20 protein-coding genes are annotated in these 21,802 nt (G+C 65.9%); 6 read left to right on the forward strand and 14 right to left on the reverse strand.

What is annotated here, in order from left to right:
- Positions 1-34 precede the first annotated feature (34 nt).
- Both ACN8ZM_RS28695 and ACN8ZM_RS28700 read left to right on the forward strand, forming a co-directional pair.
- Positions 35-1,045, forward strand: a complete 1,011-nt coding sequence (locus tag ACN8ZM_RS28695; RefSeq protein WP_420211433.1) for a GlxA family transcriptional regulator — start codon at positions 35-37, stop codon at positions 1,043-1,045.
- A 331-nt stretch (positions 1,046-1,376) separates the two neighbouring features.
- Positions 1,377-2,909, forward strand: coding sequence for an amino acid permease (locus ACN8ZM_RS28700; RefSeq protein WP_043178631.1), 1,533 nt, complete (start codon positions 1,377-1,379; stop codon positions 2,907-2,909).
- Between the two features lie 119 nt (positions 2,910-3,028).
- Here ACN8ZM_RS28700 and glyA read toward each other — a convergent pair whose 3' ends face one another.
- From glyA to ACN8ZM_RS28715, 3 genes are all read right to left on the reverse strand, one after another.
- On the reverse strand, positions 3,029-4,276 hold the full coding sequence (glyA, locus tag ACN8ZM_RS28705; protein ID WP_420211434.1) for a serine hydroxymethyltransferase: 1,248 nt from the start codon (positions 4,274-4,276) through the stop codon (positions 3,029-3,031).
- Between the two features lie 242 nt (positions 4,277-4,518).
- Complete coding sequence (locus tag ACN8ZM_RS28710; RefSeq protein ID WP_175040705.1) at positions 4,519-5,298, reverse strand: SDR family NAD(P)-dependent oxidoreductase; 780 nt, start codon at positions 5,296-5,298, stop codon at positions 4,519-4,521.
- A 32-nt stretch (positions 5,299-5,330) separates the two neighbouring features.
- Positions 5,331-6,578, reverse strand: coding sequence for a D-arabinono-1,4-lactone oxidase (locus ACN8ZM_RS28715; RefSeq protein ID WP_420211435.1), 1,248 nt, complete (start codon positions 6,576-6,578; stop codon positions 5,331-5,333).
- A gap of 169 nt (positions 6,579-6,747) precedes the next feature.
- Between ACN8ZM_RS28715 and ACN8ZM_RS28720 the strand changes: the two genes are divergently transcribed.
- A complete protein-coding gene (locus ACN8ZM_RS28720) occupies positions 6,748-7,752 on the forward strand; it encodes a helix-turn-helix domain-containing protein (RefSeq protein WP_420211436.1) in 1,005 nt (334 codons plus the stop codon).
- A 68-nt stretch (positions 7,753-7,820) separates the two neighbouring features.
- Here the strand turns inward: ACN8ZM_RS28720 and ACN8ZM_RS28725 are convergent, their stop codons facing one another.
- The gene (locus ACN8ZM_RS28725) at positions 7,821-8,252 is read right to left on the reverse strand and encodes a 2-oxoglutarate dehydrogenase (protein WP_420211437.1); all 432 of its coding nucleotides are present in this window, start codon (positions 8,250-8,252) and stop codon (positions 7,821-7,823) included.
- Positions 8,253-8,305: 53 nt separating this feature from the next.
- Complete coding sequence (locus ACN8ZM_RS28730; RefSeq protein WP_301766839.1) at positions 8,306-10,150, reverse strand: S10 family serine carboxypeptidase-like protein; 1,845 nt, start codon at positions 10,148-10,150, stop codon at positions 8,306-8,308.
- Positions 10,151-10,384: 234 nt separating this feature from the next.
- Between ACN8ZM_RS28730 and ACN8ZM_RS28735 the strand changes: the two genes are divergently transcribed.
- Entirely contained in the window at positions 10,385-10,615 is a 231-nt protein-coding gene (locus ACN8ZM_RS28735; protein WP_420211438.1) for a hypothetical protein, read from the forward strand.
- A 247-nt stretch (positions 10,616-10,862) separates the two neighbouring features.
- On the opposite strand, the gene ACN8ZM_RS28740 is transcribed toward ACN8ZM_RS28735, so the two are convergent.
- The 8 genes from ACN8ZM_RS28740 to ACN8ZM_RS28775 all read right to left on the reverse strand — a co-directional run bounded on the left by ACN8ZM_RS28740 (position 10,863) and on the right by ACN8ZM_RS28775 (position 18,186).
- Positions 10,863-12,677, reverse strand: coding sequence for an ExeM/NucH family extracellular endonuclease (locus ACN8ZM_RS28740; protein WP_043178641.1), 1,815 nt, complete (start codon positions 12,675-12,677; stop codon positions 10,863-10,865).
- A 221-nt stretch (positions 12,678-12,898) separates the two neighbouring features.
- Positions 12,899-13,840 (reverse strand): copper resistance D family protein, encoded by a 942-nt coding sequence (locus tag ACN8ZM_RS28745; RefSeq protein WP_420211439.1) that lies wholly within the window; start codon positions 13,838-13,840, stop codon positions 12,899-12,901.
- Positions 13,837-14,217, reverse strand: coding sequence for a copper homeostasis periplasmic binding protein CopC (gene copC, locus ACN8ZM_RS28750; protein ID WP_420211440.1), 381 nt, complete (start codon positions 14,215-14,217; stop codon positions 13,837-13,839). Before copC ends, ACN8ZM_RS28745 begins: the two co-directional genes overlap by 4 nt.
- A 14-nt stretch (positions 14,218-14,231) precedes the next feature.
- Positions 14,232-14,579, reverse strand: a complete 348-nt coding sequence (locus ACN8ZM_RS28755) for a copper-binding protein (RefSeq protein WP_420211441.1) — start codon at positions 14,577-14,579, stop codon at positions 14,232-14,234.
- Between the two features lie 67 nt (positions 14,580-14,646).
- A complete protein-coding gene (locus tag ACN8ZM_RS28760; protein ID WP_420211442.1) occupies positions 14,647-15,942 on the reverse strand; it encodes a multicopper oxidase family protein in 1,296 nt (431 codons plus the stop codon).
- A 1-nt stretch (position 15,943) separates the two neighbouring features.
- Positions 15,944-17,428, reverse strand: a complete 1,485-nt coding sequence (locus ACN8ZM_RS28765) for a TolC family protein (RefSeq protein ID WP_420211443.1) — start codon at positions 17,426-17,428, stop codon at positions 15,944-15,946.
- Complete coding sequence (locus ACN8ZM_RS28770; protein WP_420211444.1) at positions 17,425-17,706, reverse strand: hypothetical protein; 282 nt, start codon at positions 17,704-17,706, stop codon at positions 17,425-17,427. Before ACN8ZM_RS28770 ends, ACN8ZM_RS28765 begins: the two co-directional genes overlap by 4 nt.
- A 90-nt stretch (positions 17,707-17,796) precedes the next feature.
- On the reverse strand, positions 17,797-18,186 hold the full coding sequence (locus ACN8ZM_RS28775) for a hypothetical protein (protein WP_420211445.1): 390 nt from the start codon (positions 18,184-18,186) through the stop codon (positions 17,797-17,799).
- Between the two features lie 244 nt (positions 18,187-18,430).
- Between ACN8ZM_RS28775 and ACN8ZM_RS28780 the strand changes: the two genes are divergently transcribed.
- Both ACN8ZM_RS28780 and ACN8ZM_RS28785 read left to right on the forward strand, forming a co-directional pair.
- Positions 18,431-19,102: a heavy metal response regulator transcription factor gene (locus ACN8ZM_RS28780; protein ID WP_420211446.1), complete on the forward strand. Its 672-nt coding sequence runs from the start codon at positions 18,431-18,433 to the stop codon at positions 19,100-19,102.
- On the forward strand, positions 19,099-20,508 hold the full coding sequence (locus ACN8ZM_RS28785; RefSeq protein ID WP_089453809.1) for a heavy metal sensor histidine kinase: 1,410 nt from the start codon (positions 19,099-19,101) through the stop codon (positions 20,506-20,508). Before ACN8ZM_RS28780 ends, ACN8ZM_RS28785 begins: the two co-directional genes overlap by 4 nt.
- A gap of 19 nt (positions 20,509-20,527) precedes the next feature.
- On the opposite strand, the gene ACN8ZM_RS28790 is transcribed toward ACN8ZM_RS28785, so the two are convergent.
- The gene (locus tag ACN8ZM_RS28790) at positions 20,528-21,736 is read right to left on the reverse strand and encodes an MFS transporter (protein WP_420211447.1); all 1,209 of its coding nucleotides are present in this window, start codon (positions 21,734-21,736) and stop codon (positions 20,528-20,530) included.
- Positions 21,737-21,802 lie beyond the last annotated feature (66 nt).

Consider the following 21,802-nt stretch of genomic DNA (forward strand, 5'->3'; position numbering starts at 1 on the left):
CGGTCACAAGGACAACTCCACCGCACTTTCCGCCATGTCCCAGTCAACCTGCCCGGCACGCGACATCGTCGTCGTCGGCTTCGAAGGCGTCCAGTCGCTCGACATCACCGGGCCGATGGAAGTGTTCGCGGTCGCGAACCGTTACCTGCCCGACCACGCCGTGCCGTACCGGCTCACGCTCGCGTCGCAACACGGGGCTGACATCGTCACGCACGCCGGCCTGCGCCTCGCTGGTACCGTCGCGCTGGCGGCGCTGCCGGAGCGGATCGACACGATCGTCGTCGCCGGCGGCGATGAAGCGGCGCTGCAGCACGCCGCGTCGGAAGCCGGCGTGCTGCCGTGGCTGCGCGCGCGGATCGCGGGCACGCGGCGCATCGCGAGCATCTGCACGGGGGCGTTCGTGCTCGCCGCGGGCGGATGGCTGGACGGCAAGCGCGCGACCACGCACTGGAACCAGTGCGCGGCGCTGCAGGCGCTCTGCCCCGGTGCGCGAATCGAACCGGACGCGATCTACGTGAGCGATCCGCCGTTCCATACGTCGGCCGGCGTGACGGCCGGCATCGATCTGTGTCTGGCACTCGTCGAGGCGGACTGCGGTGCGCCGACCGCGCTCGCGGTCGCTCGCGAACTCGTGCTGTTCATGCACCGGCCCGGCGGACAGGCGCAGTTCAGCGTCGGGCTCGGCTCGCTGGCCCACGCGACGCCGCGCATGCGCGCCCTGCTCGCCGAGATCGCCGACGATCCGGCCGGCGACCTCGGCGTCGCCGCGCTGGCCGCACGGATGCACATGAGCGAACGCTCGTTTGCGCGCCATTTCCTCAAGGAGACCGGACTGTCGCCCGCGCAGTACGTGCTGGCGGCGCGCATCGAGCGCGCGAAGGCGCTGCTGGAGCGGGCCGACTGGCCAATCGAACGGATCGCCGAGCGATCGGGATTCGGCAGTATCGACGCGCTGCAGCGCGCGTTCGCGAAGCAGGTCGGCGTATCGCCGCGCGACTATCGCGCGCGCTTCGGACCGCGACGCGACAAGCCGCAGGCGGAATAGACCGCCACCGGGTTCTGTGTTCGTGCGGGGCCGCTATCCTGGCGGCAATCGCCTGTCGGCACAGGCGGCACATGCGGTGCATCCGTCGCGCCCCCGGTCATCCGGACGACGAGACCGGCCAGCCGGCCCGCATCCGGAATTTCACTACGTTGCCGAAATCTGATAGAGCGGGGAGATTTGATTTCATACCGTTCACGCATCGGACTGGAAAGCGATTGCCGATTTCCCCACGGCATCGCGAGCCGCCGACGAATCCCAGGAGCGGGCCGTATCGCACGGCCCGGGCGGCGATGACGGTCCTGCCACGCAGGACATTCGTGACGGAGCGACCATGGATGCAAAATTCCAGCCTGATTCAGGCACCGACAGTGACGTAAGCCTGCTGCACAAGATGGGCTATGCGCAGGAACTGTCGAGACGTATGAGCGGTTTCTCGAACTTCGCAGTTTCGTTTTCGGTGATCTGCATCCTGTCGGGCGGCATCACCGCGTTCCAGCTCGCGTTTTCCGCCACCGGCGGCGCGTCGATCGGCCTCGGCTGGCCGTTGGGCTCGCTGTTCGCGCTGATCGTCGCGGTGTCGATGTCGCAGATCGCGTCCGCGTTTCCGACGGCCGGCGGCCTCTACCACTGGGGCGCGATCCTCGGCGGGAAGAAATGGGGGTGGATGACGGCGTGGCTCAACCTGATCGGGCTGATCTTCGTGATCGCCGCGATCAACTTCGGCACTTACGATCCGTTCTTCAAGACGCTGATCGCGCCGATGTTCGGCGTCAGCCCGGACAGCCTGACGTGGTGGCATCAGACGGCGTTCATCGCGTTCATCACGATCTCGCAGGCGATCCTGAATGCCCGCGGCATCAAGATCGCGAGCAAGATCACCGACCTGTCGGGCTACCTCATTTTCGTGGTGACGATCGCGCTGGTGGTGTCGCTGCTCTACTACTCGCCGGTCGCGTTCGATGCGCACCGATTGGTGACGTTCACCAATTTCACCGGCGTCGACGGCGGTGCATGGCCGAAGCAGGCCACGCCGCTCGCGTTCCTGTCCGGCCTGTTGCTCGTGACCTACACCATCACCGGCTTCGACGCTTCCGCGCACACGTCGGAAGAGACGCACGACGCGGCCAAAAACGTGCCGCGCGGCATCATCGGGTCGGTGTTCTGGTCCGCGGTGTTCGGCTACGTGATGGTGTGCGCGTTCGTGCTGGTGATGCCCGACCTGACCGCCAGCATGAAGCAGGGCACCGGCTTTTTCGAAGCCATCCTCGCGCCGATTCCTAAAACGTTGCGCGTCATCCTCGAACTCGCGATGTTCTTCATCAACTACGTGTGCGGGCTCGCCGCGATCATGTCGACGTCGCGGATGATGTATGCGTTCGCACGCGACGGCGGGCTGCCGGCATCGAAGCTGCTGCGCAGCGTGAACCCGACGCACCGGACGCCCGGCCCCGCCATCTGGACGTGTGCGGTGCTCGCGATCGTCGTCACGCTGTACGGCGACGCGTTCTCGGTGCTGAGTGCCGGCAGCGCGGTGTTCCTGTTCATCTCGTATGCGATGCCGATCGGCTCCGGGATGCTGGCCGAAGGCCGCACGTGGACCGACAAGGGCCCGTTTCAACTGGGGATCTGGTCGAAGCCGTGTGCGTTGCTCGCGCTGGTCGGCGCCTGTGTGCTCGCGTATGTCGGCATCCAGCCGCCGAACGAGAAGGTGCTGTACGTGCTCGTCGGTTTCGTCGTGGTGCTGATGGTGATCTGGTACGGCTTCGGCGTGCGCAACACGTTCGCGGGCCCGCCGGTGCTGAAGGACACGCGCAATCTCGACCGCATCCGCGAACTCGAGGCGAACGTCGATCCGACTGTCTGAAGCGTCTTCGAAGCAGGCTGAAAAAACCGACTCGCTGGCTCCGTGCCGCGAGTCGGTTTTTTGTTGGAACGTGAAGCGACGCGGTTCGACCGCCTTGCGGCAGCCGAACTTCTCTTGCATCAACCGTAGACGGGGAAACGCTTCGTCAGCTCCGCAACCTGCCCGCGCACACGCTCGAGCGTGGCCGCATCTTCCGGCGCTTCCAGCACATCGGCGATCAGGTTGCCGACGATCTCGGCTTCCTTCACGCCAAACCCGCGCGTCGTCATCGCCGGCGAACCCAGGCGAATGCCGCTCGTCACGAACGGCTTTTCCGGATCGTTCGGGATCGCGTTCTTGTTCACCGTGATGTGCGCCGCGCCCAGTGCCGCTTCCGCTGCCTTGCCGGTGATGTGCTTTGCGCGCAGGTCGACCAGCATCACGTGGCTCTCCGTACGGCCCGACACGATCCGCAGACCGCGCTTCACCAGCGTTTCCGCCAGCACGCGTGCGTTCTCGACCACCTTCTCCTGGTACGCCTTGAACTCCGGCGACAGCGCTTCCTTGAACGCCACTGCCTTGCCTGCGATCACGTGCATCAGCGGGCCACCCTGGATCCCCGGGAAGATCGCCGAGTTGATCGGCTTCTCGTACTCGGCCTTCATCAGGATCACGCCGCCGCGCGGGCCGCGCAGGCTCTTGTGCGTCGTCGTCGTCACGAAGTCCGCGTGCGGCACCGGGTTCGGGTACACGCCCGCTGCGATCAGGCCCGCGTAGTGGGCCATGTCGACCATCAGGTACGCACCGACCGACTTCGCGATCTTCGCCAGACGCTCGAAGTCGATCTTCAGCGAGAACGCCGATGCGCCCGCGACGATCAGCTTCGGCTTGTGTTCTTGTGCAAGCTGCTCGGCTGCTTCGTAATCGATGTCTTCGTTCTCGTTCAGGCCGTAGCTCACCACGTTGAACCACTTGCCCGACATGTTCACGGGCGAACCGTGCGTCAGGTGGCCGCCGTGCGCGAGGCTCATGCCCATGATCGTGTCGCCCGGCTTGAGCATCGCGAAGAACACGCCCTGGTTCGCCTGCGAACCCGAGTTCGGCTGCACGTTCGCCGCTTCAGCGCCGAACAGCTGCTTCACGCGGTCGATCGCCAGTTGCTCGACGACATCGACGTATTCGCAGCCGCCGTAGTAGCGCTTGCCCGGATAACCTTCCGCGTACTTGTTCGTGAGTTGCGAACCCTGCGCAGCCATCACGGCCGGGCTCGTGTAGTTTTCCGACGCGATCAGCTCGATGTGATCTTCCTGGCGACGGTTTTCCTGCTCGATCGCGGCAAAAAGTTCCGGATCGACGTTGGCAACGGTGCTGGTGGTGCGGTTGAACATGTTGATTGACCAGTTGAGAGTGAATGACTGACCGCGGCTTGCCGGCTGCTTGGTGTTTCGGCCTTCGCATTCCACCAGACCGGCTCCCGTTCAGCTAGAAGGATTCCGACATTCCGCTGGGACACACCGCGCGCCGGATACGCAAAAAAAAACGAAGGGTCGCATCGCTGCGACACCTTCGACGGAACTTGCCGATCAGGCAGGCATGAAGCCTGCCCTTCAGCTTCTTGCGAGCAAAGCGATCAGACGGCGGAGAAACAGTTGTCGACGAACAGATGGGTGCCGTTGACGAAACTCGACTCGTCGGACGCGAGGAACAGCGCGGCCGCCGCGACTTCCGACGGCTCGCACAGGCGGCCTTGCTGCACCGCGATCGCCGCCTCGGTCGCATCGACGCCCATCGCCTGCAGGTCCTTCAGTTCGCGCATCCCGTGCGGCGTGCGGATGAACCCCGGCGCGAGTGCATTGCAACGAATGCCGCGATCGCGATACTCGACCGCAATCGCCCGCGCGAACATGTGGCACGCGCCCTTGGTCGCGTCATACAGCACCTCGCCCGGCGTCGCGCACACCGCCGAAATCGACGACGTGCAGACGATGCTGCCCCGCCCCTTCTCCAGCATCTGCGGCAGCACCGCTTTCGTCATCAGGAACATGCTCTTCACGTTCACGCCCATCAGCCAGTCCCATTCCGATTCCTCGATGTCGAGGAACGGTTTGACGATCAGCGTGCCCGCGTGATTGAACAGGATGTCCGCGTTGCCGTACTGCTCCCGCGCGGCGCTCACGGCTTGCTGAACCTCCGCCTGTTTCGACACGTCGGCGCCGAGGCCGATCGCCTGCAGGCCTGCGTCGCGCAGCCGGGACGCGAGCGTTTCGGCGGCGTCGCCGTCGCGGTCGATGATCGCGACCTTCGCGCCCTGCGCGGCGAACAGTTCGGACGCCGCGCCGCCGCAGCCGCCGGCGCCGCCGCTCACGATGGCGACCTTGCCGGCCAGGCGGCCGTCAATCTTGACATTCATGTTGCGTTCTCCAGTCTGGTGCGTTCGTCTGCTCAACTGAACAGCGTCCGCAGGTGATCGTTGAGGAAGGTGCCTTCGGGGTCCACGCTGCGGCGCAGCGCGCGGAACGCTTCGGCCTTGGGGAACCAGCGATCGACGTCCTCGCGGTTCGTGAAATGCAGCTTGCCCCAGTGCGGACGCGAGCCGTAGTCGCGCAGGATCGTGTCGACGTCCTTCAGGAACGGCCAGTAGTCGACGCCGTTCGGGCCGCCCGAGCATGAAATCGTGACGCTGTCCTGGTGATTGAACGGGCTGATCCACGCTGGATCGCCCTTCGTGAAGCGGTACTCGACCGGGAAGATGCAATCGCGGTGTTTCGTGAGGATGAGCTCGCGCACCCGGCGCAGCGCTTCCTTGCCGTGCTGCGCGGGCACCGCATATTCGAGTTCGTGGAAGTTCGGCACGTAGTGGATCGCGTACACCTCCGAGCTGTACGCGATCTTCTCGTGCTCGCCTTCATGGAACGTGCGCGCGTCGGTGACATCCATCACCTTGATCTCGCACACGTCGTAGTCCTTCTTCGACTTCGATACCTTCGTGGTGTCGGGCAGGCAGTAGAGATCGCGGCTGGCGGACGTCGGGCACCAGAAGAAACCGAAATGCCGGTGCGTCGCGGCCAGGTCGTCGTATTGCTCCATCAACGCGTCGAAGTCCTCGCGCCACACCCGGTCGTGCAGCCAGAACGCATCGGTCACTTGCAGCGTGATCTCCGACACCACGCCGAACATCCCGATGTTCACCTGCGTCGCATGCAGCAAGTCGAGGTCCTGCCGGTCGCTCACTTTCATGATCGAGCCGTCCGGGCGCACGATGCGCATCCCGACGACCTGCGACGACAGGTTGCTCAGCGTCGTCCCCGTGCCGTGCGTGCCGGTGGCCAGTGCGCCGGCAATCGCCTGCGAATCGATGTCGCCCTGGTTGACGAGCGACAGGCCGCATTCCTTCAGGTGCCGTGTCACCGCATTGATTTTGGTGCCGGCCTTCACGGTCACGCGCTTGCGCGCTTCGTCGACATCGACGATGCCCTGGTAATCCTGCAGCGACAGCAGCAGGCCACTGGTGGCCACGACGGGCGTGAACGAGTGCCCGGACCCCGCGCACCGCACGTGCTTGCCCTGCCGCGTCGCCGTATGCACCAGCGCCGCGATCTCGGCCTCGCTGGTCGGCGACGCCAGGTGCGCGGCCACGCACGACTGATTGCCGACCCAGTTTCTCCAGAATCCGCCACGGGGAAGTTCCATTACCGTCTCTCCAGCGTCGTATTGGTGCCAAAGGTAGGGTGTCGAAAGGTTTTCCACTATCGGATTTCGGCAAGTTAGGGTTTTGACGAGGCGATACCCGGCCGGCCTTTTTGACCGGCGCGGCGAGCGGCTACAATGAATCGATCCGGCCCGCCCCTTCCCGCCCTCGATGACGCCGTCTGCCCACCCGAGCGATTTCTCTGGCGCCCCGCTGTTCGCGCGAACCGTTGCGTTCTGCGCGTTCACCGATGTGGAGGAACAGGCGCGCTCGTTCGACGGCTGGAACATGAACTACACGCAGATCTCGGGCGGGCTGTTTCACGGCTCGTCGTCGATCATGTCGCTGGGCGGCATCAAGCTGCTGGTCGAAGACCTCGACAAGGTCATCCTGCAACAAGGCGCCGTGCCGTCGGAACGGATCGCCGTGGCCGTGCCGCTGGAACTGGAAGGGCACGCGCGCCTGTGCGGCGAGAAGAGCGGGCGCGACAGCCTGCACGTGTTCTCGAGCCAGCCGCAATTCGAGTTCTACTCGCCCGACCGGCACGTGCTCGTGAATGTCGAGATCGAACCCGGGACGTTGTCGACGGAAGCGATGCGCACCGTGGCCGCGTCGCTGCATGCGCAAACCCACGCGCCGGTGATCCCGATGGCAACCGGTGTGGCCGACCATCTGCGCGACCTGCTGCGCCAGACACTCGCCGCCGCGGCAAAAAGCTCGCACGTCGACGACGTGACGACGCAGGACCGGATCGAACTGCTCGAACGCACCGTGCTGTACGCGATCTCGGAAGTGATGACGGCCGCGACGCCGGACGCCGGCGCACAGATCGTACGCCCGACGAAATACTGGTCGCTGGTCAATGCGGTACGGGAGCGGCTGCAGGACGCATCGACCTGCCCGCTGTCGATCGCCGAGCTGTGCGTGGAGCTCGGCGTCAGCCGGCGCACCGCGCAATACGCGTTCCAGGATACGTTGAACCTGAACCCGATCGCCTACCTGCGGGCCGTGCGGCTGAATCACGTGCGCCGCGAGCTTCGGCTCGGCGACTCCGTGACGTCCGCTGCCACCAAATGGGGCTTCTGGCACCTGAGCAGCTTTGCGCAGGACTATCGCGCGATGTTCGGCGAACTGCCGTCGGCCACCGCGAAGCGCTACGCGCGCCAGGCCGGCTAGCGCCTGTCGCGCACCTTCCGGCGGCCGGTGCGAATCATCCCGCACCGGCCGCCGCCCTGCCTGCTACGTCACTCGTCCTGCTGTTCCTGCTGCGCCTGCACCTGCCGCTGCTGGATGAACTGCCGTACATCGCTCATCGTCACGCGGCCGGTGTGCTTCGCATCGATCTCGTCGAAGTGCTTCGACACGAAGCCGAGACCGCTGCTCTGCGCCTGCGCCTTCGTCACGGCCGCGCCGTTGCTCAGCACCGTATTGGCGCCGAGCCGCGCATCGACCCGCTGCTGCGCCTGCTGCTGCAGCGTCGCGCCGGTCGACGGCAACACCGGCGCCGCTTTCGTGGCAGGAAAGAACGGACCGTCGACACCGTGCCCGCCGTGCGGCAGCTTCACCGGCGCCACCGCCTGCGGCGGCAACGCGTAGGCACTGCTCGTCACGGCACCGAGGACGATCAACGGAGACATACGCCGCATCAAATTGATTAGGGACATGATCACTCGCATTCAATGGATGAATAGAGGGTTCCTTTGACAAGGAGTCCGTCGCTCACGGTCGCTCAAGGGGCCGCCGCCAGCGTCGTCGCGGCGGTTGCGCCCGGGACGCTGCCGGTCGGCACGCTCGGCGGGTTTTCATCCGGCCACGGCGGCGGCAGCGTGTGCAGCGTCAGCGCCGTCGGAATCCGCGCGCCCTTGTAGAACGTCTTCAGGTCCCGCTTCATCTGCGGCCGGGCGACGTCGTCCAGGTAGATCATGTGGCCGCCCTGGAAGAAGTTCACCTGCAGCTTCGGATTGAAGCCCTTCACCGTCTGCAGTCGCGCGAGTTGCTTCTCGGTGTTGAAGAACGGCGTCGCGAGATCGTGGAAGCCATTCTCCGCGAGCACGCGAAGCTTCGGGTTGAGCTGCAGCGCACCGAGCAGATCGGGGATCGTGTCGGGCATCGGCTGGCCGTCGTGCGTGAAGTCCCAGACGCCGATGATGTTGTCGTTCAGCGGCAGGTACGTCGCGTTCGGCGCGGTGTAGCCGAGGTAATCCGGCATCTGCGTCGCGAGCGCGTTCGTGAACGGCTGCGAAATCAGGATGTCGGACGGATCGCCGTCGTTCTGCAGGCGCGGATCGGAGTTCGGCAACGATACGCGTCCGTCATACCGGCCGATCGTCGTCCCGGGCAGCAGGCTCGTACCGAACGGATTCGCGTTGAAGTAGCCGCTCAGCGCCTGTTGCGTGAGGCTCGACGGGATCGACCACAGCTTGAGCGTCGCATCGCTCGGGAACACCGGCGTGCCGAGCGCATCCGGAATGCCGAGCTGGCTCAACACCCACGACTGCGAATACTTCTGCAGCTGGTTGTAGATCAGCGTCGTGAACAGTTCCGTCTGCAGTGCGTACAGACCCGGGTTCACCGGGGCCGGCGACACCTGGTTGAAGTACGCCGCGACCGCCGCGTAGCCCGGCAGGTAGCCGGCCACCGTATCGGTTTCGAGCAGCAGCCCTTCGGTCGACTGCGTGATCGCCACGGCTTCCACCGCATCCGCGAAGTAGTTCAGGATCGCCGACTGCAGCACGATGCCCGTCAGGTGCACGCCAGCCGATTCGAGCGCCAGCGCGAGCATGTCGGTACGCGGCGTGCCGTACGATTCGCCGTACAGGTAGATCGGCGACGTGCTGCGGCTGTTGACGTTCAGGTAGCGCTGGATGAAGTCGCGCATGATGTTCACGTCCGCATCGGAACCCCAGTACTTCTGGTTGGTGTTCGGCAACACGGCTTCCGACAGCCCGGTGCCGGGCGGATCGATGAACACGAGGTCGGTGGTGTCGATCAGGCTTTCGGCGTTGTCGACGAGCGGATAGTTCGGCCAGTTGGCGCCGAACAGCGGATCGGGCGTGGCCACGCGGGTCGGTGCGAACGAGCCGAGCCGCAGCCAGATCGACGACGAGCCGGGGCCGCCGTTATAGACGAACGTGACCGGGCGCGGCTTGCCGTTCGTGCTCGGCGCGGTGTACGCGACATACGACATCGACGCTTCCGCATTGCCGTTCGCGTCCTGCGCGGTCAGGTGGCCGGTGGTCGTCGTGTAGTTGACGGTCGTGCCGCCGTTTTTCCACTGGTAATGCATGACGGCCGTTTTCTCGGACACCTGCCCGGGGGCAAGGCCGTCGCCCGCATTCATCGAATACGCGACCGGGTCGACGTACGGCTGGTTGGCCGGCGTCTGGCCGGCCGCCTGTTGCGCGCTGGCCTGCTGGCTGGCGGTGGCCTGCGCGAGGCTCGACGCACCGACGGACGACGAATCGTCGCCGCCGCAGGCCGCGAGCGCCAAGGTCATGACGGTCAAGGCACCTAGCCCGGTCAACCGGCCGTGACGGCCACGGCGGCTGCCGGTACAGCTCCTGTCTGGTTTCATCTCTGTCCTTTGATTCGGATACCGCTTCACAAAGGCCGCCAACGCCTGCGAAACGCGCAGACCGACCCGCCACTCGCGTTGCACGGTCGGCAGTCGGCGGTTGGGGATTGGACTTCTAAGAGACTGAACTTGATACAGACACAGCAAACTGCTGGCGAGAATGGTGCTCGGACGCCCCCTGCAGTTTGGACAACTTTTATATGACCCAAATTTACGACAACACAAAAATAGGCGGTGCTGCGCCGCGTTGTCAAAGATCATTCGGATATTAAAAATCCCGCAATGATGCTAACGGCGGACAGTGTCTGGGAATTGAAAGAAAGCGGGATTATTTGTGCATTGCGCGCTTTGTGGGCAATAATCCGCCGAATCCGCCGCTTTTCTCGCACAAGCAGGCATCCTTTACTGGCGCTGATGCAGCGCCTCGAAAGCCTTCAGATCGCCGGAATTATTCTTTCATTTTAATTATCGGCCATCGATTAATTCAGCGTGACATTACGCATAGACCGCCACTCAATGATTCAAGTCACTTCAACCATTCTTCAATCGAGGCGCTTATCCGCATCACTCCATCCATAAAATACCGATTTTGCTAATTCACGAAAATTTCAGCGGAATTATTTACCCGCGATCCAGCCGGCCCGTGCGGTGAAAATGAAGCGCGGCGTGCAGCCTCGCCGCTCGCCGCGCTTCATTCGCGTTCAATCCGCCATTACTTCCCGCCGCCCGGCATCGCGATATCGATCAGCACCGGATCGTGATCCGACGAGCGATACGCATCCGGCGCGTAGAACGTCTTCTGCTGCTCCGCCGATTTGTACGCAAGCGTGTACTGCAGCGCGAGCGGCTCATCCGCGTTGATGTGCCATTCGTGCACGGCCTTCACGTGCGACGCGAGCGGCAGCGTCGCGAGCGCGTGATCGAGATAGCCGGCTTCGCCGTTGTACACGTAGCTGTACGCGTTCGCGCCGATCCAGCGCGCGACGAGGTTGCGGTAGCCGCGCGATTCGAGCGCGCGGATCGGGTCTTCGTACGTGTAGCTGTTGAAGTCGCCGATCAGCAGCACGCCCTGGCCCGCGACGCCCGTCGGATTACCGGCGAGCCAGTCGGCCACCTTCGCCGCCGCGCGCGTGCGCGTCGGGTTCCAGCAGCCCTGGCCGTCGCCCTGGTCGAGATCGTCGTTCGCGGCATCCGGGCAGTTCTTCGACTTCAGGTGGTTGACCGCGACCGTCAGCGACTGCTTGTTGCCGCCGATCATCCGGAACGACTGCGCGAGCGGCTGGCGGTTCTTGTCGTCGATCGCGAGCGTCGCCGCACGGCCGACCGGTTCGACCTTGCGGCTGTCGTAGATCATCGCGACCGTGATCGCATCGCCGCCGAGGCGCGACACGCCCGGATCGACGACGCGCCAGTTGTTGCCGAGCTTCGCCGCGAGCTGGCGCACCGCGCTCAGTTCACCGTAGCCGTTGTTCTGGATTTCCATCAGGCCGATCACGTCGGCATCGATCGCCTTCAGCGCGCTGACGATCTTCGCTTCCTGGCGCTGGAATTCCTGGTAGTTCTTCGCGCCGCGGTTGTTCGGATCGTCGAAGCCGCCGCCGAGACCGTTGCCGTTGAAGTAGTTGAGAACGTTGAACGACGCGACGCGCAGGTTCGATTTCGGATCGCGCGCCGGTGCGTTGGTGCGCGGGTTCGTGCGGGCTTCGAACGCCGGCACGGCGGCACCCGGCAGCGGCTGCACGCGCCAGGCGCCGTAACGCACTTCGAGCACGCCCTCGATGTCGCGCACCGTGTAGCCCGCGCGCAGCGTGTTCGCGGCCGACAGGCCCGGCGCCGGGTACGGCACGGTCGCGGGGTTCTGCTTGTTCGAGCCGTCGTCGAGGATCAGGCGGTTGCGTGCGTTCGCATCGATCTGCGTCTGCGCCTGCGCGGGCGGCACGACGCTCGTCGGCGTGCGCAGGCGGCCGTTGCTGAGCATCACGCTGCCGTAGCGGCCGAGCTCGTAGTTGTCGGTGACGTTCAGCGTCTGCGGCAGGCGCACCAGCATCCCTTCATACGCGGCGAACGCGTTCGGGCTGTCGACCGGCAGCGTGAGCGTCGCCGGCGTGACGGTCTGGTTGTTCGCGCACACCGCGATCGCGCCCGACTGCGTGAGCTGCGTCTGCCCGTATTTTTCCTCGACCTTGCCCGTCACGTGCACGAGGTCGCCCGCTTTCGCACGCACTTTCGGCGCATAGACGAACAGGCCCTCGGACACGCCCGGCTGGTTGCGGCGCTGCGCATCGGCCTGCTGGACGAAGAAGCCGCCGAAGCCGTCCGTGCCGCCGAAATCGGCGGTGACGACCGCTTCGATCGACACGTTCTGGCCAGCGAGCGGCGACGGCGCGCCCGGCCCCTGGATATCGGCGATCGGCGTCGTGCTGCCGCCGCAGTTCGGGCTGACGGGCGCGGCAGTGGCGGCGAAAACCGGCGCGGCGAGCGTCGGGAGCAGCAATAGCGGGGTGATGAGGCGGATTGTCGAGCGCATGACGGGGAATCCCGGTTGTGAGGGTGGCGAAAGCTTAGCGGCGCTCAATGACAGTTTTTGGTAATTGAAAGACAGGTTGATGTAATTGTCGTTATCGCGCTGCGATCGCCGTCGAGCGCGCGTTTACGCCTGAAAAAGCGGGGAAATCGTCTGATGAAAATCCGCCGTGCCCGTGACGATTGCCCCGCGCGCGTTCGCTGCCACAGCGTCGCGCCGACGCGCTACACCGTGCCCGGCAACGCGCTCGACACGAGCACGGCCGCGACCATCAGCACGCCGCCGAGCACCACCGCCTCGATCCGCAACACCGTGCCGAACCGTTTCAACGCGCTGGCCGGCATCGACGCGGCCGGATCCTTCAGCGCAGCCAGCAACGTCGGCATCCCGAAGAAGCGGTTGTGTCCGCCGAGCGCCGCCGCGATGAGCACGAGCGCGAACTTCAGCAGCAGGATCTGCCCGTACGTCGATGCGATCAGATTGGCGGGCGTATCGACGCCGCGCCAGCCGTTGTACGCGCCGGTCGCGAACAGCACGATCAATGCGTAGGTCGACGCATCGGACAGCGACTGCACGAACGATGCACCGGTCGTGCGCTCGTTCGCGGGCATCGCGGACAGCCTCGGCATCACGCCGAATGCCGTCACGAGCACGAGCCCGACCCACGCGCTGATCGCCAGCAGATGCAGCCAGTCGATCCACACCGGCACGCTGAACCATCCGGCATCCACCGGATGCCCGCCATTGCTGCGTGCGAGCGCGACGCAGGCGAGCGCGGCCCACATCGCGAACGGCAAGCGCGACTCGTTCGCGCGCCTGACGAACGACAGCGCCACGACGACGAGCATGAACACCGCACCAGCCAGCCACGCATGACCGAACCCGGTGCCCGCGAGCATCGCGCAGACGGCCGGCCCCGCTTCGAGCAACGACACCTCGCTCATCAGCGCGCAATGCGCCCAGAACGCGGTAACGCTCGCGACCAGCGATACGACCGACGCGATGCGCAGCGTCGCAACGAGCCGCCGCCCGATGCCGTGCTGCCACGCCGACGCACCACGCGCGAGCCAGTGGCTGCCGAGCAGCGCGCCGACGACGACGGCGAACCCGGCGTTCTGGATCGCCACCGACACGAGCCGCAGGAGGCCGACAAGGCCGTCGTTCATCCCTTCACCCTGAACGTAAAAGTGCCCTTCGTGCGATGCGCGTCGGCCGTCATCGCCGCCCACTGCACCGTGTACGCGCCGGGCGCGAGCTTCGGCATCGCGAGCGTCATCACGCGCGGGTTCGCCGTATCGATCTTCGCCTTTGCCTGCGTGACGGCGTTGCCGTTCGCATCCGATACCTTCACCGAGCTGAACGCCGGTTCGAGGTCTTCGTTGAAGGTGAGCCGCAATGTGTCGGGCGCCGTATCGACCGTGCTGCCCGTCGCCGGTGCGGCGCTTTCCAGCTTGCCGTGCGCCAACGCCGCAACCGGTGCGGCCGCGACGATCGCGCCGGCCACGGCACACGCGGCCAGCCGTGCGAGGTTCGGGATCTTCATGTTCACGCTCCGCGTCACGGCTTCTTCAGCTCGACGACGGTCAGCGCGCCGTCCACGTCTTCCGCGACGAAGTCGATCTTGTCGCCGGCCTTCACCTGCGACAGCATCGCCGGGTCCTTCACCTTGAACACCATCGTCATCGCGTCCATCCCGAGGTTTTCCAGCGGGCCGTGCTTGATCGTCAGCTTGCCGGTGGCCGTGTCGACCTTGCGAATCTCGCCGTGCGACATGCCCTGTTGCGCCGCGGCTTCCTGCTTCGCGCCGCCGCTCATGTCCATGCCGGCCATGTCGCCGGCCGCGTAAGACGCCGCGGAAAACACCAGCGCACCGCCCATTGCCATCAGAACCAGTCCCTTCTTCATCGTGTCGACTCCCAGTGAATGAAATGAAACCGGCGGCCGCCTGCGTGCAGCCGCCGCATGCTGCTGCTCAGCCGTCCGGCAGTTCGCCGGTGTACTCGTACGCGACGGTGCCTTTCGGATGCCTGAACCAGCCCGGATCGCGATAGTCGTTGCGGCCGAGCCCCTGGCGCACCTTGCAGACCGTGAACATGCCGCCCATCTCCAGCGGCCCGAACGGGCCCGTGCCCGTCATCATCGGCAGCGTGTTGTCGGGCAGCGGCATCTCCATGCCGCCCATCGCGCCGCCCGTGCTGCCCATCGCCATGTAGTCGGGCACGAGCTTGCCGATGCGCTTCGCGAGATCCTTCTGCGGCACGCCGATCAGGTTCGGCACCTGGTGGCCCATCGCATTCATCGTGTGATGCGACTTGTGGCAATGGAACGCCCAGTCGCCCGGACGATCGGCGGTGAACTCGATCGCGCGCATCTGGCCCACCGCGACATCGGCCGTCACTTCCGGCCAGCGCGCGGCCGGTGGAATCCAGCCGCCGTCGGTGCCCGCGACTTCGAAGCTGTAGCCGTGCAGGTGGATCGGATGATTCGTCATCGTCAGGTTGCCGAACCGAATCCGCACGCGGTCGCCCGCGCGCACCGGCAGCGGATCGATGCCCGGGAACACGCGCGAGTTGAAGGTCCACATGTTGAAGTCCGTCATCTCGTTCACGCGCGGCGTGTAGCTGCCCGGTTCGATGTCGTACGCGGCGAGCAGGAACACGAAGTCGCGATCGACCGGCATCGTGCCGCGGTCCTTCGGATGCACGATGAACATGCCCATCATCCCCATCGCCATCTGCACCATCTCGTCGGCGTGCGGGTGGTACATGAACGTGCCGTGCGCTTGCAGCTGGAACTCGTAGACGAAAGTCTTGCCGGGCGGGATATGCGGCTGCGTGAGGCCGCCGACGCCATCCATCCCGTTCGGCAGCCGCAGCCCGTGCCAGTGGATCGTCGTGTGCTCGGGCAGCCGGTTGGTCACGAAGATGCGCACCTTGTCGCCCTCGACGGCCTCGATCGTCGGGCCCGGCGACTGGCCGTTGTAGCCCCACAGGTTCGCGTTCATGCCCGGCGCCATCTCGCGCACGACGGGCTCGGCCGTCAGGTGGAATTCCTTCCAGCCGTTCTTCATCCGCCACGGCAGCGTCCAGCCGTTCAGCGTCGCGACGGGCGTGTATGGGCGGCCGTTCGGCGGCACGAGCGGCGGCTGCGTGGCGGTTTTCGCCATCGTGGGCGCTTCGGGCAGCGACGCGGCGCCGGCCTTGCTGACCATCGCCGCACCAAGCAGCGCGGCGCCCGAGCCGCTGAGAAATTGTCGACGGGACACCATGTCAATGACCTTCCGGATGCGGTTGCGTCGCGGACGCCGGTTGCGCCGCGGGAGTGGAAGCCGGCTGCGGTGCAGCGTCGGCGTTTGAAGTGGCTTCGGGTTCGGTAGATGGCGTCGCGCCCGGCGACGGCAACCGGCCCCCGACGGCCATCTGCAGATCGGTTTCGGCGAGCCAGTAGTCCTTCAGCGCATCGATGTAGCCGTTGACCGCGCCCACCTGTTCGCGCGCATCGGTCAGCAGCTCGAACACGCTCGCGAGCATCCCGTTGTAGCGCAGCAGCAGCTCGTCCGAGATCGTCTTGCGCAGCGGCACGACTTCGTCGCGATAGTGGGTCGCGACGTCGTAGCTCGTCACGTACGCCGCATACGATTCGCGCACGTCGGAGCGCGCATCGATCGCCGTCTTCGCGAGCCGGTTCGCCGACTGCATGTAGACGGCCTCGGCCCGCGCGACCTTCGCACCGCCCCAGTCGAACAGCGGAATCTCGACGCTGATCTCGTAGCCGTGCTCGTGGCCCTTGCCGGTCTCGTAGTTGTTCACGTAGCCGAGATCGACCGCATTGACGAAGCGCGTGGCTTTGCTGAGTCCGAGCGACGACGCGACGCCCTGCGTCTGCAGCTTCGCGGCCTGGATGTCGAGACGGTTGCTCATCGCGAAACGTTCGAGATCGGGCAGGTTCGGCCGCGTTTTCGGCAGGTCGGGCAAGCGCTCGGGCAGCGTGTACCGCGTGCGTTCACCCCACAGGCCCATCGCGCGCGTGAGCTTCTCGCGCGCGGCCACAGCCTGCTGGCGCGCCTTCGCCTGCTGCGCGACCGCATCGGCATGGAACGCCTGTTCGCGCGCGTAATCGAGGCGGCTGAGGTTGCCGGCCTGCCGCATGCGCAGCGCGAGTTCGGCGGCCGCGCTCGCGGCATCGCGCACTTGTTGCGCGTAGTTCGCGGCCTGCTCGGCGGCAACGGCCTCGACGTACGCGCGGCGTGTGTCGGCTGCGACCTTCAGCATCGCGTCGGCTGTTTCGAGCTTGGTCTGCTCGAAGCGGCGGCGTTCGATGTTCGTCGCGAGCGGCATCGTCAGCAGCGCGAACACGTTCGCCGAGAACGTGCGGCCGAGCGTCAGCTCGCCGTCGCCGGCGCGTGTGCGGCTGAACGCGAAGCGCGGGTTCGGCAGCCGGCCCGCCTGGACGAGATCGGCTTCCGACAGCCCCAGTTCCGCGTAGGACGCCTGCAACCCACGGTTGTTCAGCAGCGCGACCTGCACCGCGTCGTCCATCGACAGCGGCTTGGCCAGCAGTTCCTTCGTCCGCTTGTCGACGGCTTCGCGGTCGGCGTCGGTCTTGACCACGACCGCGTCTTTGCCGATGCGTTCCGACGCGGCGGACGACACCGCGTCGAACCCGCCGTCCTTCGAGAACGTCGTGCAGCCCGCGAGGAAGGCCAGCACGGCCGCAGCCGCGCCGATCCTCGGCGATATCGCAAGCATCGTCATGGCGCGGCGCCTCCGTGCTTCGAATGCGCGGCGCCGCTTCCGGCCGCGCCGCCCGTCGTACGTCCTTTCGCGGGCCGCTCCATCACGTCACGGTTCAGTTGTTTCCAGCCCGGGCCTTCTTCGTCCCGATACGGCCGATAGCCGTCGAATGCTGACGTCACGGTCACATCCGGCACCGCCACGGCGGCGTCCGCCGGATCGGGCAGCGGGGTTTGCGCAGGCGCGAGCGACGGCACGAGGGCCGCCGCGCCAAGCAGCGCCGCAGTAATCAATCGCATGAATGGGTCTCGTCGTGAGTCGTCCGGCGGGCGTGATGCCGCCGCCGGAGCGGATTGCAGAGCGCGGCCGGTCGGGGCCGCGGGCAGGGTCTAGACGAGATGCCGGCGCGGCGGCCGGTCGATGCCGCCGGTCAGGAACGACACGACGACCGGCGTCGGTGCGAAAGAGACGATCGCGATACCGATACTCGACGTGACGGACATCGCGGGGAGATCCGCCATGCCGGTGCCCAAGCAGCAGGACCCGCACGCGGAGCACGGCTGTGTATGTCGCGCATGATCGTCGTGTTCGTGCCGATGCTGGCCACCCTGCGCGCTCGGCATTGCATGTGGCGCTGCTTCAACGGCACTCGCCCCGCCTTCCGCATGCGGCATGGCGACGACCGCGCCCGCGCATGCCATCGACACAGCCGCGAACGACTGGATCGGCAGGCTCAGCGCCAGCAGCACGACGAGGACGAATTTGCGCCAGTACGACATGGATGCGGAATCACGCAGGCAACGACCGGATGTGCCGGCGCAGCGCCGCGACGGCGCGCTCCGGGGACACGACGGCCGCAGCTTATCGCCGCCGCGGTGACGACGACATGGCCGAAACATGACCGGCGTTTCATGACAATTCCGTCATCCCGCGGTCATCCTTCGCGCACGCGCGGCGCCGTAAGCTCTGGCGTTACACTGACCGGCTGGAATCACGGATGAATCACGGACAGCCTGCCTCACCATGCGGATACTGATAGTCGAAGACGAACCGAAGATGGCGTCGTACCTCCGGAAAGGGCTGATGGAGGCGAGCTACACGGTCGACGTCGCGGAAAACGGCAAGGACGGGTTGTTCCTCGCGCTGCACGAGGATTTCGATCTCGTCGTGCTCGACGTGATGCTGCCGGAACTGGATGGCTTCGAGGTGCTCAAGCGGCTGCGCGCGCAGAAGCAGACGCCCGTGCTGCTGCTCACGGCGCGCGAGGCGATCGAGGACAAGGTCGCCGGGCTCGAACTGGGCGCCGACGACTACCTGCTCAAGCCGTTCGCGTATGCCGAGTTCCTCGCACGCATCCGCTCGCTGCTGCGGCGCGCGCCGCGCAACGTGCGCGACCTCCTGCAGGTCGCCGATCTCGAAGTCGACCTGATCCGCCGCCGCGTGCGCCGTGCCGACACCCGCATCGACCTGACCGCGCAGGAATTCGCGCTGCTGCAGTTGCTCGCCGAGCGCGAGGGCGAAGTGCTGACGCGCACCTTCATCACGTCGCAGATCTGGGACATGAATTTCGACAGCGACACGAACGTCGTCGATGCGGCGATCAAGCGCCTGCGCGCGAAGATCGACAACGCCTATGAGAAGAAGCTGATCCACACGATCCGCGGAATGGGCTACGTGCTCGAGGATCGTTCGTGACGCGCAGCCCCGGCTCGTATTCGCTGCTGCGGCGCCTGACGCTCGCGTTCGCCGTCGTCGCCGCGCTCGTGTTCGCACTGACCGGCGCGTACCTGTATCGCTCGCTGTCCGCCGAGCTGACGCGGCGCGACGATATCGAGATCTCCGGCAAGCTCAACCAGTTCCTGCAACTCGCGCACGCGAGCGGATCGATCGCCGCGCTGCGTGCCGATCCCGCCGTGTTTCATGAGGTGCTGTTGTCGCACCCGGGCGTGTATCTCGGCATCTACGATGCGCAGAACCGCGCGATCGTCGAGCATTCCGACGAAGCCGGGAATACGCTGGCGTCGGTGATCGCAGCACCGCATCCGGCCGATAGAGCCAGCGGGCCGTTCACCTGCTCGCCGCCCGGCATCGGCACGTCGCGTTGCGTCTACGCACGCGCCACACTCCCGTCCGGCGACGCGATCCAGGTCGCACTTGCACGCACGGCAACCGATCGCCAGTCGCTGCTCGAAAGCTATCGCGTCGACATCTGGCTCGCGGCGGCCATGGGCGCGCTGCTGGTCGGCGCGCTCGGCTACGCAGTCGCATCGCGCGGCCTGCGCCCGGTCGAGAGCCTCGGCCGGCAGACGTCGCGCATCGAGGCGCACAACCTGAACGCGCGGCTCGACGCGCGCGGCGGCCCGGTCGAGCTGCGTGAACTCGCGACGTCGGTCAACCGGATGCTCGATCGCCTCGAACGCGCGTTCGTGCGGCTGTCGCAATTCTCTTCCGATCTTGCGCACGACATGCGCACGCCGCTCGCCAACGTGATCAGCTCGTCGCAGGTCACGCTGTCGCGCGCGCGCACGACCGAGGAATACGAAGCGCTGATCGATTCGAACATCGAGGAATGCGAACGGCTGCAGCGGATGATCGAGAACATGCTGTTTCTCGCGCGCACCGACAATGCGCGGCAGCACCTGAAGACCGCCGAGCTCGACGCCGGCAGCGAGCTGCGCCGGCTCGCGTCGTATTTCCAGGCACTGGCCGACGAAGCCGGCGTGCGCATCGACGTGCATGGCGAAGCGCCGGTCGTCGCCGACGCGACGCTGTTCCGGCGCGCCGTCAGTAACCTCGCGTCGAACGCGCTCGAACATGCGGAGGCCGCGTCGACGATCGAGCTGGCGGTTTCGGCGCAAGGCAGCTACGCGGTCGTCGAAGTCACGAATCGCGGCGCCGCGATTCCGCCCGAGCAGGTCGACAAGATCTTCGAACGCTTCTACCGGATCGATTCGTCGCGGCACGGCGCCGCGCGCAATGCAGGGCTCGGGCTCGCGATCGTCAAGTCGATCATGGAGCTGCATCGCGGCAAGGTCGAGGTCGCGAGCCGCGACGGGCGCACGACGTTTGCGCTTTATTTTCCGCGCGACACGGATAGCTAGACCGTTCGCCGCCTTCCGGCTAGCGATCCTGAACGGCGGCGAACGACGTGCGAATGCAGACGAGCAACATGATGGTCACCGCGCTGAACACTGCTCCTGCGTAGAACGTAGCCGCGGCGCCCACCCGGTCCCACAGGATGCCCGCGACGACACTCGATACGAGCGTCACGACGCCGCTGAGCAGATTGAACACGCCGAACGCCGTGCCTCTCAATTCGGACGGCGCGGCATGCGCGACCATCGTCGCGAGTAACCCCTGCGTCATCCCCATATGGAGCCCCCACAACGCGACACCGACCAGGACGGTTCCCCAATGCGCGCCAAGCGCAAGCACGATATCGGCAGCGATCAGCAGGACGAGCCCGGCCGTCATCAGCTTCGTGTGGCTCGTCGTGTCGGCGAGCTTGCCGAACGGATAGGCCGACAGTGCGTACACGACGTTCATCGCTACCATCACGAGCGGTACGAGCGCGACAGGCACGCCGCTGCCCATCGCGCGCAGCACCAGGAACGCCTCGCTGAAGCGGGCCAGCGCGAACACGGCGCCGACGGTGACGACCCACCAATAGCGCGCACCGAGTTGCTTCACGACATCGCGGCGGATCGGGTTGACACGCGGCTCGCCTGGCGCACGCGCCGGCTCGTCGATACCGAACGCGAGCAGCGCCACGGCCAGCATGCCCGGAATCACGGCGAGCCAGAAGGCGAAACGGAAGTCGTCGTGCCAGATCAGCATGATGACGACGGCCAGAAGCGGCCCGAGAAACGCCCCCACCGTGTCGAGCGACTGTCGCAGCCCGTAGGCGGCACCGCGCAAGTGGACCGGTGTGACGTCCGCCACCAGCGCATCGCGCGGCGCACCACGGATTCCCTTGCCAATCCGGTCGACGATCCGTGCCGTCACCACGATGCCAATCGTCGGCGCGATGGCGAACAACGGTTTGCTGAGCGCGCCGAGCCCGTATCCGGCGACCGCCAGCCACTTGCGATTGCGCAGGTAGTCGCTGAGCGTGCCGGAGAACATCTTGACGACCGGCGCTGTCGCTTCGGCGATCCCCTCGATGACGCCGATCGCGGTCGCGCTCGCGCCGAGCCCTGCCATCAGGAACATCGGCAACAGGCTGTGGATGATTTCCGACGACACGTCCATCAGCAGGCTGACGCAGCCCAGCACCCAGACACTGCGAGGAATCTGGCGAAGAATGCCGGTCGACGGTTCGGTCTGCATGGGTCGCTCCCGGTTCAGGAATCCTGACACTGGATGCCGGTGATACTACTGCAGTCCAGTGACACG

It is taken from the genome of Burkholderia aenigmatica (assembly GCF_048627025.1).
Classification (GTDB): domain Bacteria; phylum Pseudomonadota; class Gammaproteobacteria; order Burkholderiales; family Burkholderiaceae; genus Burkholderia; species Burkholderia aenigmatica.